Source organism: Rhizobium sp. P28RR-XV (genome assembly GCF_012641385.1).
Taxonomy (GTDB): Bacteria; Pseudomonadota; Alphaproteobacteria; order Rhizobiales; family Rhizobiaceae; genus Rhizobium.
The window spans coordinates 547,114-560,665 of sequence record NZ_JABAIG010000001.1; the positions used below are offsets into that span (position 1 = coordinate 547,114).

Below are 13,552 nucleotides of genomic sequence, written 5' to 3' on the forward strand. Positions count from 1 at the left end.
CAAGAGGCAATTGAGGCATCGATATGAAGCAGATTGAAGTGGCCGTTATCGGCGGTGGCCTGGCCGGAATGATTACGGCATTCGCGCTCGCGCGCGGCGGAAGATCCGTCGCCCTTGTCGCCGCGCCGTACAATAAAGCCGACAAACGGACGACGGCGCTGATGGATCAATCGATCCGTTTTCTGGAGCGCCTGACGCTGTGGGAAAGGATCGCGCCTTCGGCCGCGCCACTGACCACGATGCGCATCGTCGACGGCACTTCGCGGCTGTTGCGCGCTCCCACCGTGTCGTTCCGATCGTCTGAAATCGGGTTGGATGCTTTCGGCTACAACATTCCGAATGCGGTCCTGCTCGACAATCTCGGCAAGGCCATCGAAGCGGAAGGCAATATCAGCCGCATCGAAGCCACTGCCTCGGAAATCACCTTCCGTGACGATGGGGTGACGATCGCTCTCGACAACGGCGATTCGATCGAAGCCGCGTTCGTCGTCGGCGCCGATGGCCGTAACTCGATGGTGCGCGAGACACTGGGGATCAAGGTCAAGGGCTGGTCCTATCCGCAATCGGCGATGGTGCTGAACTTCACGCATAGCCTGCCGCATCAGAACATCTCCACGGAATTTCATACGGAAAGCGGCCCCTTCACGCAGGTGCCGTTGCCCGGCAGGCGTTCGAGCCTCGTCTGGGTGCAGAAACCGGCCGAAGCGGCTGCCAATGCCGAAAAGTCGCTCGAGGAACTTGGCAGGCTGGTGGAGGAGCGCATGCAATCGATGCTCGGCCAGGTAACCGTCGAAGACAGCGTGCAGGTCTGGCCGCTTTCCGGCATGACGGCCTATCGCTTCGGCAAGGGCCGTGCCGCGCTGACCGGCGAAGCGGCCCATATATTTCCGCCGATCGGCGCCCAGGGGCTCAATCTCAGCCTTCGCGATATATTGGCGCTGTCGGACATTCTCTGCTCGCGCGCGGACCAGCCGATCCCGGCCACAGCGGGCGATAGTTTCGACCGCAAGAGGCGCGCTGATATCGTCAGCCGGACGGCGAGCGTCGATCTCCTCAATCGCTCGCTTCTATCGGACTTCCTGCCTGTGCAGATGCTGCGCGCCGCGGGACTGCATGTGCTTTCCGCCATTGCTCCGCTTCGCAATATCGTGATGCGCGAGGGTATCGAGCCCGGCGGCAGCCTGCGCAATTTTCCATCGATGTTACGGGAAAAGCTGCGCCGGTAAGGTGCCCGACTTTATCAAATAGAGAGCGAGGGAAACCGTCACCACGGAACAGGCCGTGGTGATCAAGATGGTGGCGGAGGCCCGCTCCTGCCAGACGCCGTATTGCTGGCCGATGACGAAGACATTCGTCGCCGTCGGCAGCGCCGCCAGCAATACGGCCGCCTCGATCCAAATGGGATCGAAGTGGCCGATAGCTTGTAGAACGATATAGACGACAAGCGGATGCAGGACGAGCTTCACCGGCACGATATAGCCGATCTCGACCGGAATCCGCTTCAATGGACGCAGGGCAAGCGTCACCCCCATGGCAAATAATGCACAAGGTGCAGCTGCTTGTGCGAGATAGTTGACAAATCGCTCGAAGGCGACGGGCTGGTGAAGTGACAGCGCCGCCACGGCGAAGCCCAGCGCGGTCGACAGGATGAAGGGGTGCAGCAGCACCTTGCCGGCGATATCCGCGGCAAGCCGCCATGGCGAGCGCTTGTCGCCGCCTTCCAGCGCCATCAAGGCCGGGGCAACGATGAAATGCAGCGCGTTTTCGAAACAGACGATCAGCGCGACCGGTACGGCGGCCCTTTGGCCCAGCGCCAATAGTGCAAGCCCCGGCCCCATATAGCCGATATTGCCGTAGGCGCCGGCAAACGCCTGGATCGTGCTGTCGGTAAGCGAATTGCGGCGCAGGAAGCGGCCTATCAGAAACAGCAGCAGGAAAATCGAATAGGTTGCAGCGATATCGGCGGCGATGAAGTCGATCCGCGTCAGCTGTTCGATCGGCGTCTGGGACACGAGCTTGAAGAACAGCGCCGGCAATGCGGCATAGATGATGAAGGTATTCAGCCAGCCGAGCGCCTCCGCCGGCTGCTTCGTAACGCGCGCGGCGGCATAACCGATCAGGATCAGGCCGAAGAACGGCAGCAGCAGACCGACAATGTCAGCCATGGGGGTCAGCCATCGGGCATGTTCCATTTACCGAGGAAAATTGGGGGCGAAAGGTATCGCTCGGCTTAGCCGATTTTCATCAGGATTGGAAAGGTCTGCTGAAACCAGATCGCCATGTCGCTGACATAGCCGAAGATGAAGGCAAGACCGGTGAGCACCAGAAGCCCGCCCATCACCTTCTCGACCGTGCCGAGATGGCGGCGGAAACGGGAGAGAAAGCTCATGAAAGCGCCGGAAAAGCCGGCGGCGATCCAGAATGGAATGGCAAGGCCCAGCGAATAGACGGCAAGCAGGCCGGCGCCGGCGCCGACAGTCTCACGCGATGCGGCAATACCGAGGATGGCACCAAGAACCGGACCGATGCAGGGCGTCCAGCCGAAGGCGAAGGCAAGCCCCATGATATAGGCGCCCGTCAACGTCGCCGGCTTGCCGCCGCTCTGGAAGCGTGCTTCCCGGGCCAGAAGGCCGATGCGGAAAAGGCCTAGGAAATTCAGCCCCATGATGACGATGATGATGCCGCCGATCTTGGCGAGAATATCGAGGTGCTGGCGCAAGAGCATGCCGATCGAGGACGCACCGGCACCGAGCGCGACGAACACGGTCGCAAATCCTAACGTGAAGAACAGTGCCGACATCAGCACATTGCCGCGAACGCTCGGGCTCGCCGCTACGGCCGTGCCACCGCCGCGAAACTGCTCGACCGAGATGCCCGCCATGTAGCAAAGATAAGGGGGCACGAGCGGCAGCACGCAGGGCGAAAGAAACGAAAGCGCTCCTGCGAGCAACGCACTCAGAAGCGAGATATCGGCGAGCGACACGATGGACTCCGGCTATGTCATTTCGATCCCTTCCTAACGTTGCGGGCAACTGAAAGCCAATCACCTTTTCGGGGGTGGCGCTGGTAAAGCCTCGCAAACGCATGGTTGCGGAGCCCGCCAAAGGCTGGAATTCCGTATCCACAGACGCGACCAAACGCCGCAGGAGAAGCGGATGAAAGAATTCACTTTTCGCCCAATTCGGGGTCCAAGCTGCCCTCGTTCGTAGAACAACGCATATTCCATCTCAGCTATTTAACGGAGGAAAGCCCCATGCGAATTGCTACCACGTTCACGACTGCAGCCTTTGTCGCACTCTTCAGCGTAAGCGCCATGGCGCAAACCGCGACGACCCCCAGCACCACGACAACAACCCCCAGTGCAGCGACGTCGACACCTTCAACGACCACCACGACCAAGCCAAAAGCAATGAAGCCGGCCCAGACTGCCGTGTCTAAGGCATGTTCGACCCAGGCCGATGCCAAGGGGCTGCATGGAAAGGCGCGCGCCAAATTCCGCAGCGACTGCAAGAAGAACGGCGGCAAGGTCTAAGCCAAGATACGTCTTACGCAACGATCAACTTTGCCGTCGAAATGGCGGTAGAGTTGATCATTGCGGCGGGTTCGTCACCCCATGCCCTCAGCCGGGCAGATATGCTCCAATGCGGCATCGAAAGACAGCGCGCGTGATAGCGGGTGCTTACCACATGGTCTTTGTGCTTCAGGGCCGACGCCATCAGCGCCGCCGCAGCGATTGCATAGTTCCCTCGGAACGGCCGCTTTAGCGGCAGCAATGTTTTGCAACAGACGAGACAAACACCAGAAACCCGCTGAAATTACAGCTGATTCCTGTCCGGTCAAATCAATGATGGAGCAGGAAATTGAAACCAACCGTAAACCCTCCCCCTTCCGAAGCCATGTCGCATGCCAACTATCTCGCAGCTTGTCTTTTCGCTCTTGAACCTTCCCTTGAAAGCCTGGTGACCGCGGCGGCGAAATCAGGTTGGAAGCGGGATTATGTTCTCCTGGCAATCATGGCTCTCGTCTTGGACGACACCGATGCCGCGGCGTCACCGACACAGCCGCTGCATTCGTGAACGGTGGAGAACCACGCGGCTGCGGTATAGTCGTCCAATCGAATGCGACCGAGCCACCAAGCCCGTTGGCCTGGGGCGCGGCAATGCCCTTGCGGTCATCGGAACAGCGAACCGCGATGGTTCACTCCTTCGTCGGCTTTAGCTCCCTCGTCGCCGGATCGACCTTGCCGCCGGCGAGCCTGTTGCGTGGATCGGCAACGAGCTTGGCATTGTCCTTATCCTTCGCTGTCCGATCCGCATCATGTGCCTTGCTATGCTGAATCTTCGCCAGCGCCTGCTTACCTTCGTTTCCGTCCCGCGGATCGTGCGACTGATCGTGTGCCAAGATAGGTCTCCTCTTTGTTGGAAGAGGAACTCGGTCGATTCGATTCTGTTCCAAGCGAGACGGTGGATATCGCTGCCCGGCAACGATCCGATTCCGAGGCCGGCGAGGCTTTCGAGCGTGGAACCGAAAAGCGCCATACTTTTAGCGACATATAATATAAAATTACGACAGTCGATGCGAAACGAATCACGAATTCCAGCGTTTAAACGTCACTGCCCAGCGTTTAAGCGTCACTGCTAAGTGAGGGAACCTGATCATGACGACGATCGAAAGGAAGAAGTTCGCTCGGCTTGTTATGCTGACATTGCTGCCGATCTTCGGCGCCTTGACGGCGGCTGCAATCGTAGCGCTCTCGGCAATTGCATAGTGTTAGTCGCTTTGCCCGCCTTATGACCGGAGCGGGCTATCGCATGGCGGCCTATCCAAGCCTCAAGAGCAGTCGCGGCTGTCGACCGAAAACGAGTAATCCCTGCCCTTGAGCTGATAGATGTAATTTGCCAGCAAGGCTTCGCCGGAGCTGAATTTCGGCAGGAGGAAATCGCAAATGTCGGCAAGCTGGGCGGATTTGACGAGAGGCGGATCGAAATCGTCGTCATCCTCATCGAGATCATAGAAATAGCTGTAGATGCGATCCGTGAGATCTATTTTCATCAATGTGGTCTTCTGATCGACCTTCCGGGGTAGATCCTTGTTGGCGAAGATCACCGGATAACGCGCCGTGAGATAGGGAATCACAAGATGCTCGGTGACCGGCGTCGTGATCGCCACACCAACCAGGGGCAGCACCCTCAACGCAATCCCGAACCTCTTTCCGGCAATCAGCCCGAACAAAATCCCGAGGGAACCCAACAGCCCGCAAACGATTGCGTAGATTTCCCATAGGGACAAATCTGCCACGAATTCCATTATCTGCCCGTCGTCTTTACCAGCCATCCTCTTGATCAGTGTACCTTACTACCCGATCGACGATCTTCACCAGCCATTTCGACGTAAACGACATCAACAACCTGTGCGTTATGCAATCTCGCAAGAGCGCCTCGCCCGCACTGACCGAAAACCTTGGCTTTCGCTTTAAAGGTCAGTTGCGCGACAGTTTACAGGGGGGAGATTATTGGTGCAGCGAGATGCTATGCGCGCTCCCACGGATCGATAGTCGAGAGCCATCCTGACAACCCGCTCCCCTTGCAACGACAAGCAAACAGCCATCGGACGCTTTGTCCGAAAAACAAGGCAGATTCTCAGGAAAATCATCGAAACAGCGGAAAAACGCTGGTGAGAGCGATGGGGCTCGAACCCATGACCTACTGATTAAAAGTCAGTTGCTCTACCGACTGAGCTACGCTCTCCCTCTCCGCAGGCAGATGCTGCCTCGGCCGGAAGTGCGCGGAACATATGCAGACGCCCTATTGCGGTCAACCCATAAAATAGAGGTTGTCATGCCCCGAAGGTGCTTTTCCTCGTCTCCTAATGACGAAATGGCGGCGGCGAGCCGGAAAAACGTCCCAGGCGAAGCAAGGTTGAAAATCGGGCGCCGCAACAGGCCCGCCTTTGGCGGGGCAACCGATTCTCAAGGGCGCAAACAACCGTAACAATTTCCCTTAATAATCAGGGTTGCAGAGATCGGTTCCATCGGCCCGCTATAGGCAACTGTTGGGGTGCGAATCGTTTTTGGTGTATATCGATTATTGTTAACAACCTGTCGGGCCCTCAGGAGGTTCTTTTATGGAAGACGCAAACGTAGGTTGGATTGCAGCAATTATCATCGGCGGCTTGGCTGGCTGGTTCGCCGAGATGATCATGAAGAGCAACACCGGCATATTCATGAACATCATCCTCGGCATCGTCGGCGCGCTCGTCGCCAGCTGGCTGTTCCGTGCCCTCGGCATCGCGCTGCCGTTCCATGTATGGCTGAACTATCTGGTCACGGGCTTCATCGGCGCCTGCATCCTGATTTTCGTCGGCCGACTGATCAGGCGGTAACTGCATATCGGGCTGTTACGCCCAAATCGGGAAGAGGAAAAAGGGAAGGCGGGATGTCCCGCCTTCCCTTTTTGTTGCGCGAGTTTCGCAAGCGTGCGCAGCGGCTTGCCACGACATCCGCACGATCACAATGCGCTTTCGGACCTTTCCAAGCTCAAGCTCGGCGCTATTTACCAAAGTGGAACCGAAAGGAGGTTGGAAACATGACGGAAAACGCCAATCGGACAACCACGCGGAAAGTCATTCGAGGCCGCCCCTACAGCATTGCTGAATTTGCGCGGAAATATCGTCTCGACGACGCGGAAGCAAAGCGCCTCTTCTATAAGTTCGGGCCGTCGTCGACGGAACTGGATCTGCTCATGGCAGCCAAACGGAAGCCGCCGACCCTTTCCACGGCAATCGGCCAATGATGCGCGGCTTTTTTCGTTAGGCTTGCGAATTGCCGTCAGACCGATCCGGATCATTGAAGGACATGAGCGGCTAAAGAAGACAGGCTGAATGCAATCCTGATATATCACTATCGGTTGCCTTCGGTGACGCCAGATGACACTCTTTGCCGTCAATGCACGTGCCGGAAACCGCCTCGAATGCAGAATTCGCTTAGCCACCTCGCCTATCTCGCGCTCGAATACTCGATCGTGACGCTTGAGCTGCAGCCAGGCGCCCTGGTTACCGAGAAACAGTTGATCGAGATGGCTGGCCACGGGCGAACCCCTGTGCGCGAAGCGATCCAGAAGCTTGCCTGGCAGGGCCTTATTCATGTGCGGCCCCGCGTCGGCCTGCAGATTGCGGAAATCCGCCCCGAGGACCATCAATTTGTCATGCAGGTCCGGCGCGAACTGGAGCCGATCGCGGCCGCGCTCGTTGCCACCCATGCCGATCCGCAGCAGCGCGAGCAGTTGCGGGACTGTGCGCGCCTGATGGCGGAATGCGCCGTTACAAGCGACCTGCCCGGCTTTTTCGCCGCCGACAAGACATTCGATGAGATTCTGGAAGCCGCCTGCCCCAACAACTTCATCACCGCAGCACTCGCGCCGGTGCAGACACATGCACGCCGGCTCTGGTATTCCACGGGAACGCACGATCGCATGGGCGAGGCGATAGCCATGCATGTTCAGGCGATAGACGCCATCCGCAGCGGCGATGCCGATCATGCGCGCGCCGCCATGGCCTCGCTCATCGATTATCTCAGCTGCCCATGAAAAAGGCGGCTTCGCTGCCGAAACCGCCTTTCCGTTCACATACCGGCAATTCGTCTACCCAACGAAAGCGCGTTCGATAACGAACTCGGCCGGGTTGTTGTTGGCACCTTCATTCAGGCCGGCCTTTTCGAGCAAGACCTTGGTGTCCTTCAGCATGGCGGAGGAACCGCAGATCATGCCGCGATCGATCGCGGGATCCAGCGGAGGCACACCCAGATCGCTGAAAAGCTTGCCGTTCTCGATGAGATCGGTGATGCGACCCGTGAAGGGGAATTCCTCGCGCGTGACGGTCGCGTAATGGCGCAGCTTGTCGCCGACGACCTCGCTCAGGATCTCGTCGTTGCGGATTTCCTCGACCAGGTCAAAGCCGTATTTCAGCTCGGCGACATCTCGCGTCGTGTGGGTGAGGATGACTTCCTCATACTTCTCGTAGGTTTCCGGATCGCGGATCAGGCTCGCAAACGGCGCGATACCGGTGCCGGTGGAGAACATGTAAAGGCGATGGCCGGGCGTCAGTGCGTCCAGAACCAGCGTGCCGGTCGGCTTCTTGCGCATCAGCACTTCGTCGCCGGGCTTGATGTTCTGCAGGTGCGAGGTCAGCGGACCATCCGGCACCTTGATGGAAAAGAACTCCAGCTCGTCGGCCCAGGCAGGGCTTGCGATCGAATAGGCACGATAGAGCGGTTTGCCATCGACCATCAGGCCGATCATGGCAAATTCGCCGGAGCGGAAGCGGAAGCCTTGCGGCCGGGTCATGGTGAAGCGAAAGAGCCGGTCGGTATAATGCGTGACGCTCAGCACCTTCTCGGCGAAGACGCCGGCGGGAATTGCTGAAGCAAATTCATCTGATTTGGCGGGGGCGTTCATTCTGTCTCGGATCCCGTATTAATCTTGCACGTCTTTCCTGGCAGGCTCATTTTGCGATGCTGATATTATAATATAGCCCGTATTGAAAGGCATTCCATTCCATCCGGCGGCTCAGGACTGAAATATGTATATTTCAGTCAGGATTTCAGCTCGCCGACTTTACATGTATTAAGAGGCTTGAATACGGCAATCCGACACAGTCAAATTGCCGCAATCCCAAGCCTGTCGAAATCAGGCCGACTTTGCCGGCAGCCGCCGCCAGCTATAGGCCTGCCCGCCTTCAGCCTTGCGCGCGGTCGGCTGATAGTAGTGCGGAATGCCCGGCAGGCGGTTTTCCGACAGCCGCTTCAGCGCCGTCTCGTTGGTCACGGCGAAACTATCGATGCCGACGCGCAGCATCAACGGTACCTGGTCGATCAATACGTCGCCGACGGCCCGCAGCTCGTTGGCATAGCCGAGACGCTGGCGCAACAGCGAGGCGTGACTGAAGGCGCGGCCATCGCTGAATGCCGGAAAGGCAACGGCGACAATGTCGAGCCGATCGAGATAGGGCTGCAGCCGGGTCACGTCATCAGCCGGCTTGACGACGACGCCAAGGCCGGCCTCGTTGCTCTCTTCCGCCTTTGCGATCAGTGCATCGATGCCAAGCAGAGGCTTCTGCGTCTCGGTCGCCTTGACTTCGTCGGTTTCGATGACCCACGGATCGTTTTCAATGAAGCCGGTTTCCCGCCAGATCTTGGTCATGTTCAATCTCCTTACGCCGCTTCGGCTGCCGACGAGGACGCGCCGTAAAGCGCGGTCTTGAACGGCTGTGGCCCGACGCGACGGTAGGCGGTCAGGAAGGTTTCGGAAGGATCCAGACGCAGGCTGATATAGGTATCGACGATGGTCTCGATAGCATCGGTCACCTTATCGGGCTCGAAGCCGCGGCCGATGATCTCGCCGATCGAGGTGTTCTCGTCGCCGGAGCCGCCGAGCGTGATCTGATAGAGTTCCGCGCCCTTCTTTTCCACGCCAAGCAGGCCGATATGGCCGACATGGTGATGACCGCAGGCATTGATGCAGCCGGAAATCTTGATCTTGAGCTCACCGATTTCAGCCTGACGCTCGGCCGAGCCGAAGCGCGTGGAAATCTCCTGCGCGACCGGGATGGAGCGCGCGTTGGCAAGCGCGCAGTAGTCGAGACCGGGACAGGCGATGATGTCCGTGATCAGGCCGACATTCGCCGTTTCGAGACCGTTGGCCACCAGACCGCGATACACGGCTTCGAGGTCGGCCAGCGCCACATGCGGCAGGATGAGGTTCTGCTCGTGGCTGACGCGGATTTCATCGAAGGCATATTCCTCGGCAATGTCGGCCACCGCTTCCATCTGCGCGTCCGATGCGTCGCCCGGAATGCCGCCGATCGGCTTCAGCGAGATGGTCACCATGCCGTAGTCGGGATTCTTGTGCGGCTGCACGTTCTGCTGCACCCAGCGCGCGAAAGCCGGATCGGCCTTCTTCCAGCGCGCCAGGCTTTCCCAGCCTTCGGCGCGCTGCGGCAGTGCCGGCGGTGCGAAATAGGCCGAGATCGCCTGGACGTCGGCTTCCGGCAGCTTCAGTTCGGTATCCCTCAGCTTGTTGAACTCGACTTCGACCTGGCGTGCCAGTTCTTCGGCGCCGGTTTCATGCACGAGGATCTTGATACGCGCTTTGTACTTGTTGTCGCGGCGGCCGTGCAGATTGTAAACGCGCATGATTGCCGTCGTGTAGGACAAGAGATCTTCTTCCGGAAGGAAGTCGCGGATCAGCTTGGCAATGAGCGGGGTACGGCCCTGTCCGCCGCCGACGTAGACGGCAAAGCCGATCTCACCCTTGTCGTTCTTCTTCAGATGCAGGCCGATATCATGCACCTGGATCGCGGCGCGATCGCGCTCGGCACCGGTGACGGCGATCTTGAATTTGCGTGGCAGGAAGGAGAATTCCGGGTGAACCGAAGACCACTGCCGCAGGATTTCGGCATAGGGTCTGGGATCGGCGATTTCGTCGGCCGCAGCGCCGGCGAAATGGTCGGCGGTCACGTTGCGAATGCAGTTGCCCGAGGTCTGGATGGCGTGCATCTCGACCGTAGCGAGATCGGCCAGCGCGTCCGGCATCTCGGAAAGCTTCGGCCAGTTGAACTGCAGGTTCTGGCGCGTCGTAAAGTGGCCATAGCCGCGATCATAGGTGCGCGCGACATGGGCGAGCATGCGCATCTGGCGCGAGCTCAGCGTGCCATAGGGAATGGCGATGCGCAGCATATAGGCATGCAGCTGCAGATAGACGCCGTTCATGAGGCGCAGCGGCTTGAAGGCATCTTCCGAAAGCTCACCCGAGAGGCGCCGCTCCACCTGATCGCGGAACTGGGCAACCCGTTCCGCAACGAAGGCGTGGTCGAATTCATCGTAACGATACATGATTTCCTCGGGACTTCTCAGACTGCAATGAAATCGGGATCGGCCGCGGCATAGCCCGGCGCGTATTCCATGGTGGGGCCTTCGGCGCGGATGCGCTCACGCAGGCGCAGCGGCCAGAGCTTGCCGCCGGTTTCCTGAACATCGATCAGGTTGACGTCGACGACCTTGTTGTCGGCATAGGCCTGCTTGCCGATCGCTTCCAGTGCGGCTTCCGCCTCGGCATGACGAGCGACCAGCGCGTCCTGCAGCGATAACGTCCACTCACCATTTGCGTTCAGCCAAACGGCGACGCCATCGGTGAGCCGGTTTGCGGTCAGAACCTTGTCGACCATCAATCAGCTCCTTGCATAGTCTTGAGCAACGGTCTCGCGGCGGACCAGCGGCTCGGATTGTTCAAAATTCGCACCGGCGACAGCATCGCCGATAATGACCATGACCGGCCCGTTCAACTCGTCGCGGTGTTCGAGATCAGGCAGATCCCGCAGGATGCCGTGCATCAGGCGGCGATCGCGGCGGCTGGCATTCTCGATGATGGCAACGGTCGTCTCGGGCGGCAGGCCGGCCTGCATCAGGCGGCCGGCGACGGAAGCGGCAACCGTGCGTCCCATATACACCGCAATCGTGGCGCCGGATACGGCCAGGCTTGCCCAATCGGGCAGAACGTCGCCTGTGAGATCATGCCCCGTGGTGAAGACCAGTGACGAGGCGACACCGCGCAGCGTCAGCGGCAGTTCGAAATCCGCGGCGGCGGCAAAGGCCGAGGTGATGCCGGGAACGATCTCATAGCCGATACCGGCCGCGCGCAAAGCCGCCATTTCCTCGCCCGCACGACCGTAAACCAGCGGATCGCCCGACTTCAGCCGCACGACGCGCTTGCCCTCGCGGCCGAGCTGCACCAGCAGATCGTTGATCTCTTCCTGCGACTTGCTATGGCATCCCTTGCGCTTGCCGACGGACAGACGCTCGGCATCGCGCCGTCCCATATCGACGATCGCCTGCGGCACAAGCGCGTCATAGACGATGACATCGGCTTCCATCATCACGCGCTGCGCCCGCAGCGTCAGCAGATCTTTAGCGCCTGGGCCGGCGCCGACAAGCCACACGCGACCTTGAGCTTCACGGGACGACCGCAACAGCTCCTCAGCTGCCTGTTCCGCCCGCGCGAGATAGCCGGCATTGACGGCGTCGGCAACGGGTCCGGAGAAGAACCGCCGCCAGAAAACACGGCGCGTGACACCACGAGGCACAAGGCGCTCGACCGGCTTGCGATACCGCGTCGCCAATTCAGCCAGCTTGCCGAGCGACGGCGACAGCATCTGATCGATCTGCGCGCGGATCATCTGCGCCAGCACCGGACCGGCACCCTCGGTACCGATGGCAACAGCCACGGGAGCGCGATTGACCAGCGCCGGCGTGTAGAAATCGCAATAATCGGGCTGGTCGACGGCGTTCGCCGGAATTCGCTCAGCGCGGGCCGCATCGACGATCGCGCGGTCCGCCTCGGCATCGCCGGTGGCGGCAAAGACGAGGGCTGCACCCTTGACCTGATCGGCTGAAAAATCACCCCTTACGGTTTCGAGGCGGTTGGCGATAAGGAAGGCATGATAGTCAGCCTCGGGCGCCGGCGCATAGGCGACGATCCTTGCCTGCGTGTTCATGAGCAACCGCACCTTGGCGAAGGCTTCATCGCCATTGCCGAAGACAGCCGCTACCCTTCCTTCCACGCGGAAGAAGGCGGGAAACACCGAAAGCTGTTCAGTCCTGGGAGGCATCGTGGTTCCACTTCGAGATTTGGCGAATATCGCCCCTGCGGCCAAGAGATTGAAGAAACAGAAATTCTAATGCCCATGCATGCGCGTATTCTTTTGCTCGACATGACAAGGATTTGAGCAAAACTCACCAGGCGAGCAGATCGAGATAAATACAGGAAATCTATAGACTTTTATGATTGACTGACGCCTGTGGCGATTTTATTGCCTGTGACAAACTTGGTCCATACGTCATTTGCGCATTCCGCCGCTTGCGCAATCTCGATAGACTGACACCAAAATCTTGGAGCAGACCTTGTCCGACAACAGCATCGCAGCCCGCCTTCTCGACGTCGTGGAGCACGACATCCTACACCTGACCCGCAAGGGCGTGGCCGCCGGCAACAAGGTCTTTGGGGCCGCCATCCTGCGGAAGTCCGATCTCTCGCTCGTCATTGCGGAAACCAACAATGAATTAGAAAACCCGCTCTGGCATGGCGAGGTTCATGCGCTCAAGCGCTTCTACGAGCTTGGCGAGAAGCCCGCGACGCGGGATCTGATCTTCCTGTCCACCCATGAGCCCTGCACCATGTGCATGTCGGCGATCACCTGGGCCGGTTTCGACAATTTCTACTATTTCTTCAGCCACGAGGATTCCCGCGACGCCTTCGCGATCCCGCATGATCTCAAGATCCTGAAGGAGGTCTTCGGCCTGGAGCCTGGCGGTTATCGCCGTCAAAACGCATTCTGGAACAGCTTTTCCATCTCCGATCTGGTGGAAACGGAAGCCGATCCACGAAAAGGTGAGCTGAGGGAACAAACGGCGCGCATCAAGCGGGCCTATGCCAGCCTCTCCGACAACTACCAGGCATCGAAGAGTGGCAACGATATCCCGCTGAATTGATAGAGCAAGACCAGA

General features: G+C 59.2%; 16 protein-coding genes and 1 tRNA gene. 7 read left to right on the plus strand and 10 right to left on the minus strand.

Translation table 11 applies throughout. The features are described from left to right. Nucleotides 1–23: 23 nt before the first annotated feature. Nucleotides 24–1,226, plus strand: a complete 1,203-nt coding sequence (locus HGP12_RS02630) for a UbiH/UbiF family hydroxylase (protein WP_168878671.1) — start codon at nucleotides 24–26, stop codon at nucleotides 1,224–1,226. Here HGP12_RS02630 and HGP12_RS02635 read toward each other — a convergent pair. Next, the gene (locus HGP12_RS02635; RefSeq protein ID WP_168838986.1) at nucleotides 1,203–2,165 is read right to left on the minus strand and encodes an AEC family transporter; all 963 of its coding nucleotides are present in this window, start codon (nucleotides 2,163–2,165) and stop codon (nucleotides 1,203–1,205) included. The two genes, HGP12_RS02630 and HGP12_RS02635, sit on opposite strands and share 24 nt — an antisense overlap. Nucleotides 2,166–2,230: 65 nt before the next feature. Next, on the minus strand, nucleotides 2,231–2,983 hold the full coding sequence (locus HGP12_RS02640) for a cytochrome c biogenesis CcdA family protein (RefSeq protein WP_168838987.1): 753 nt from the start codon (nucleotides 2,981–2,983) through the stop codon (nucleotides 2,231–2,233). Nucleotides 2,984–3,253: 270 nt separating this feature from the next. Here HGP12_RS02640 and HGP12_RS02645 point away from each other — a divergent pair, with 270 nt between their 5' ends. Next, nucleotides 3,254–3,532 carry a PsiF family protein gene (locus tag HGP12_RS02645; RefSeq protein ID WP_168838988.1) on the plus strand — a complete coding sequence of 93 codons (279 nt, stop codon included), beginning with the start codon at nucleotides 3,254–3,256 and terminating at the stop codon, nucleotides 3,530–3,532. Between the two features lie 328 nt (nucleotides 3,533–3,860). Continuing rightward, entirely contained in the window at nucleotides 3,861–4,076 is a 216-nt protein-coding gene (locus tag HGP12_RS02650) for a hypothetical protein (protein ID WP_168838989.1), read from the plus strand. 121 nt (nucleotides 4,077–4,197) lie between these two features. Here the strand turns inward: HGP12_RS02650 and HGP12_RS02655 are convergent, their stop codons facing one another. The 3 genes from HGP12_RS02655 to HGP12_RS02665 form a co-directional block, all read right to left on the minus strand. After that, a complete protein-coding gene (locus HGP12_RS02655) occupies nucleotides 4,198–4,401 on the minus strand; it encodes a hypothetical protein (RefSeq protein ID WP_168838990.1) in 204 nt (67 codons plus the stop codon). 429 nt (nucleotides 4,402–4,830) lie between these two features. Beyond that, a complete protein-coding gene (locus tag HGP12_RS02660) occupies nucleotides 4,831–5,307 on the minus strand; it encodes a hypothetical protein (RefSeq protein WP_246703231.1) in 477 nt (158 codons plus the stop codon). 364 nt (nucleotides 5,308–5,671) lie between these two features. Then, a tRNA-Lys gene (locus HGP12_RS02665) sits at nucleotides 5,672–5,747 on the minus strand. A gap of 376 nt (nucleotides 5,748–6,123) precedes the next feature. Here HGP12_RS02665 and HGP12_RS02670 point away from each other — a divergent pair. The 3 genes from HGP12_RS02670 (at nucleotide 6,124) to HGP12_RS02680 (ending at nucleotide 7,583) form a co-directional block, all read left to right on the plus strand. Beyond that, the gene (locus tag HGP12_RS02670; RefSeq protein WP_168838991.1) at nucleotides 6,124–6,381 is read left to right on the plus strand and encodes a GlsB/YeaQ/YmgE family stress response membrane protein; all 258 of its coding nucleotides are present in this window, start codon (nucleotides 6,124–6,126) and stop codon (nucleotides 6,379–6,381) included. A gap of 203 nt (nucleotides 6,382–6,584) precedes the next feature. After that, nucleotides 6,585–6,791 carry a hypothetical protein gene (locus tag HGP12_RS02675; protein WP_168838992.1) on the plus strand — a complete coding sequence of 69 codons (207 nt, stop codon included), beginning with the start codon at nucleotides 6,585–6,587 and terminating at the stop codon, nucleotides 6,789–6,791. 177 nt (nucleotides 6,792–6,968) lie between these two features. Beyond that, nucleotides 6,969–7,583, plus strand: a complete 615-nt coding sequence (locus HGP12_RS02680; RefSeq protein WP_168838993.1) for a GntR family transcriptional regulator — start codon at nucleotides 6,969–6,971, stop codon at nucleotides 7,581–7,583. Between the two features lie 54 nt (nucleotides 7,584–7,637). Here the strand turns inward: HGP12_RS02680 and HGP12_RS02685 are convergent, their stop codons facing one another. The 5 genes from HGP12_RS02685 to cysG form a co-directional block, all read right to left on the minus strand. Next, nucleotides 7,638–8,450 carry a ferredoxin--NADP reductase gene (locus HGP12_RS02685; protein ID WP_168838994.1) on the minus strand — a complete coding sequence of 271 codons (813 nt, stop codon included), beginning with the start codon at nucleotides 8,448–8,450 and terminating at the stop codon, nucleotides 7,638–7,640. Nucleotides 8,451–8,681: 231 nt separating this feature from the next. Further along, a complete protein-coding gene (locus HGP12_RS02690; RefSeq protein WP_168838995.1) occupies nucleotides 8,682–9,194 on the minus strand; it encodes a DUF934 domain-containing protein in 513 nt (170 codons plus the stop codon). Nucleotides 9,195–9,205: 11 nt separating this feature from the next. Continuing rightward, on the minus strand, nucleotides 9,206–10,885 hold the full coding sequence (locus HGP12_RS02695; RefSeq protein ID WP_168838996.1) for a nitrite/sulfite reductase: 1,680 nt from the start codon (nucleotides 10,883–10,885) through the stop codon (nucleotides 9,206–9,208). 17 nt (nucleotides 10,886–10,902) lie between these two features. Beyond that, nucleotides 10,903–11,217: a DUF2849 domain-containing protein gene (locus HGP12_RS02700; RefSeq protein WP_168838997.1), complete on the minus strand. Its 315-nt coding sequence runs from the start codon at nucleotides 11,215–11,217 to the stop codon at nucleotides 10,903–10,905. Nucleotides 11,218–11,220: 3 nt separating this feature from the next. After that, nucleotides 11,221–12,657, minus strand: a complete 1,437-nt coding sequence (gene cysG / locus HGP12_RS02705) for a siroheme synthase CysG (RefSeq protein WP_168838998.1) — start codon at nucleotides 12,655–12,657, stop codon at nucleotides 11,221–11,223. A 292-nt stretch (nucleotides 12,658–12,949) separates the two neighbouring features. Here cysG and HGP12_RS02710 point away from each other — a divergent pair, with 292 nt between their 5' ends. Next, nucleotides 12,950–13,537 carry a nucleoside deaminase gene (locus HGP12_RS02710; RefSeq protein WP_168838999.1) on the plus strand — a complete coding sequence of 196 codons (588 nt, stop codon included), beginning with the start codon at nucleotides 12,950–12,952 and terminating at the stop codon, nucleotides 13,535–13,537. The last annotated feature ends 15 nt before the right edge of the window (nucleotides 13,538–13,552 follow it).

Coding starts and splice junctions, on each gene's coding strand:
- HGP12_RS02700 (WP_168838997.1), bottom strand. CDS start 11,217: ATGGTCGACAAGGTTCTGACCGCAAACCGGCTCACCGATGGCGTCGCC.
- cysG (WP_168838998.1), bottom strand. CDS start 12,657: ATGCCTCCCAGGACTGAACAGCTTTCGGTGTTTCCCGCCTTCTTCCGC.
- HGP12_RS02635 (WP_168838986.1), bottom strand. CDS start 2,165: ATGGCTGACATTGTCGGTCTGCTGCTGCCGTTCTTCGGCCTGATCCTG.
- HGP12_RS02670 (WP_168838991.1), top strand. CDS start 6,124: ATGGAAGACGCAAACGTAGGTTGGATTGCAGCAATTATCATCGGCGGC.
- HGP12_RS02680 (WP_168838993.1), top strand. CDS start 6,969: ATGCAGAATTCGCTTAGCCACCTCGCCTATCTCGCGCTCGAATACTCG.
- HGP12_RS02685 (WP_168838994.1), bottom strand. CDS start 8,450: ATGAACGCCCCCGCCAAATCAGATGAATTTGCTTCAGCAATTCCCGCC.
- HGP12_RS02660 (WP_246703231.1), bottom strand. CDS start 5,307: ATGGAATTCGTGGCAGATTTGTCCCTATGGGAAATCTACGCAATCGTT.
- HGP12_RS02630 (WP_168878671.1), top strand. CDS start 24: ATGAAGCAGATTGAAGTGGCCGTTATCGGCGGTGGCCTGGCCGGAATG.
- HGP12_RS02690 (WP_168838995.1), bottom strand. CDS start 9,194: ATGACCAAGATCTGGCGGGAAACCGGCTTCATTGAAAACGATCCGTGG.
- HGP12_RS02675 (WP_168838992.1), top strand. CDS start 6,585: ATGACGGAAAACGCCAATCGGACAACCACGCGGAAAGTCATTCGAGGC.
- HGP12_RS02695 (WP_168838996.1), bottom strand. CDS start 10,885: ATGTATCGTTACGATGAATTCGACCACGCCTTCGTTGCGGAACGGGTT.
- HGP12_RS02645 (WP_168838988.1), top strand. CDS start 3,254: ATGCGAATTGCTACCACGTTCACGACTGCAGCCTTTGTCGCACTCTTC.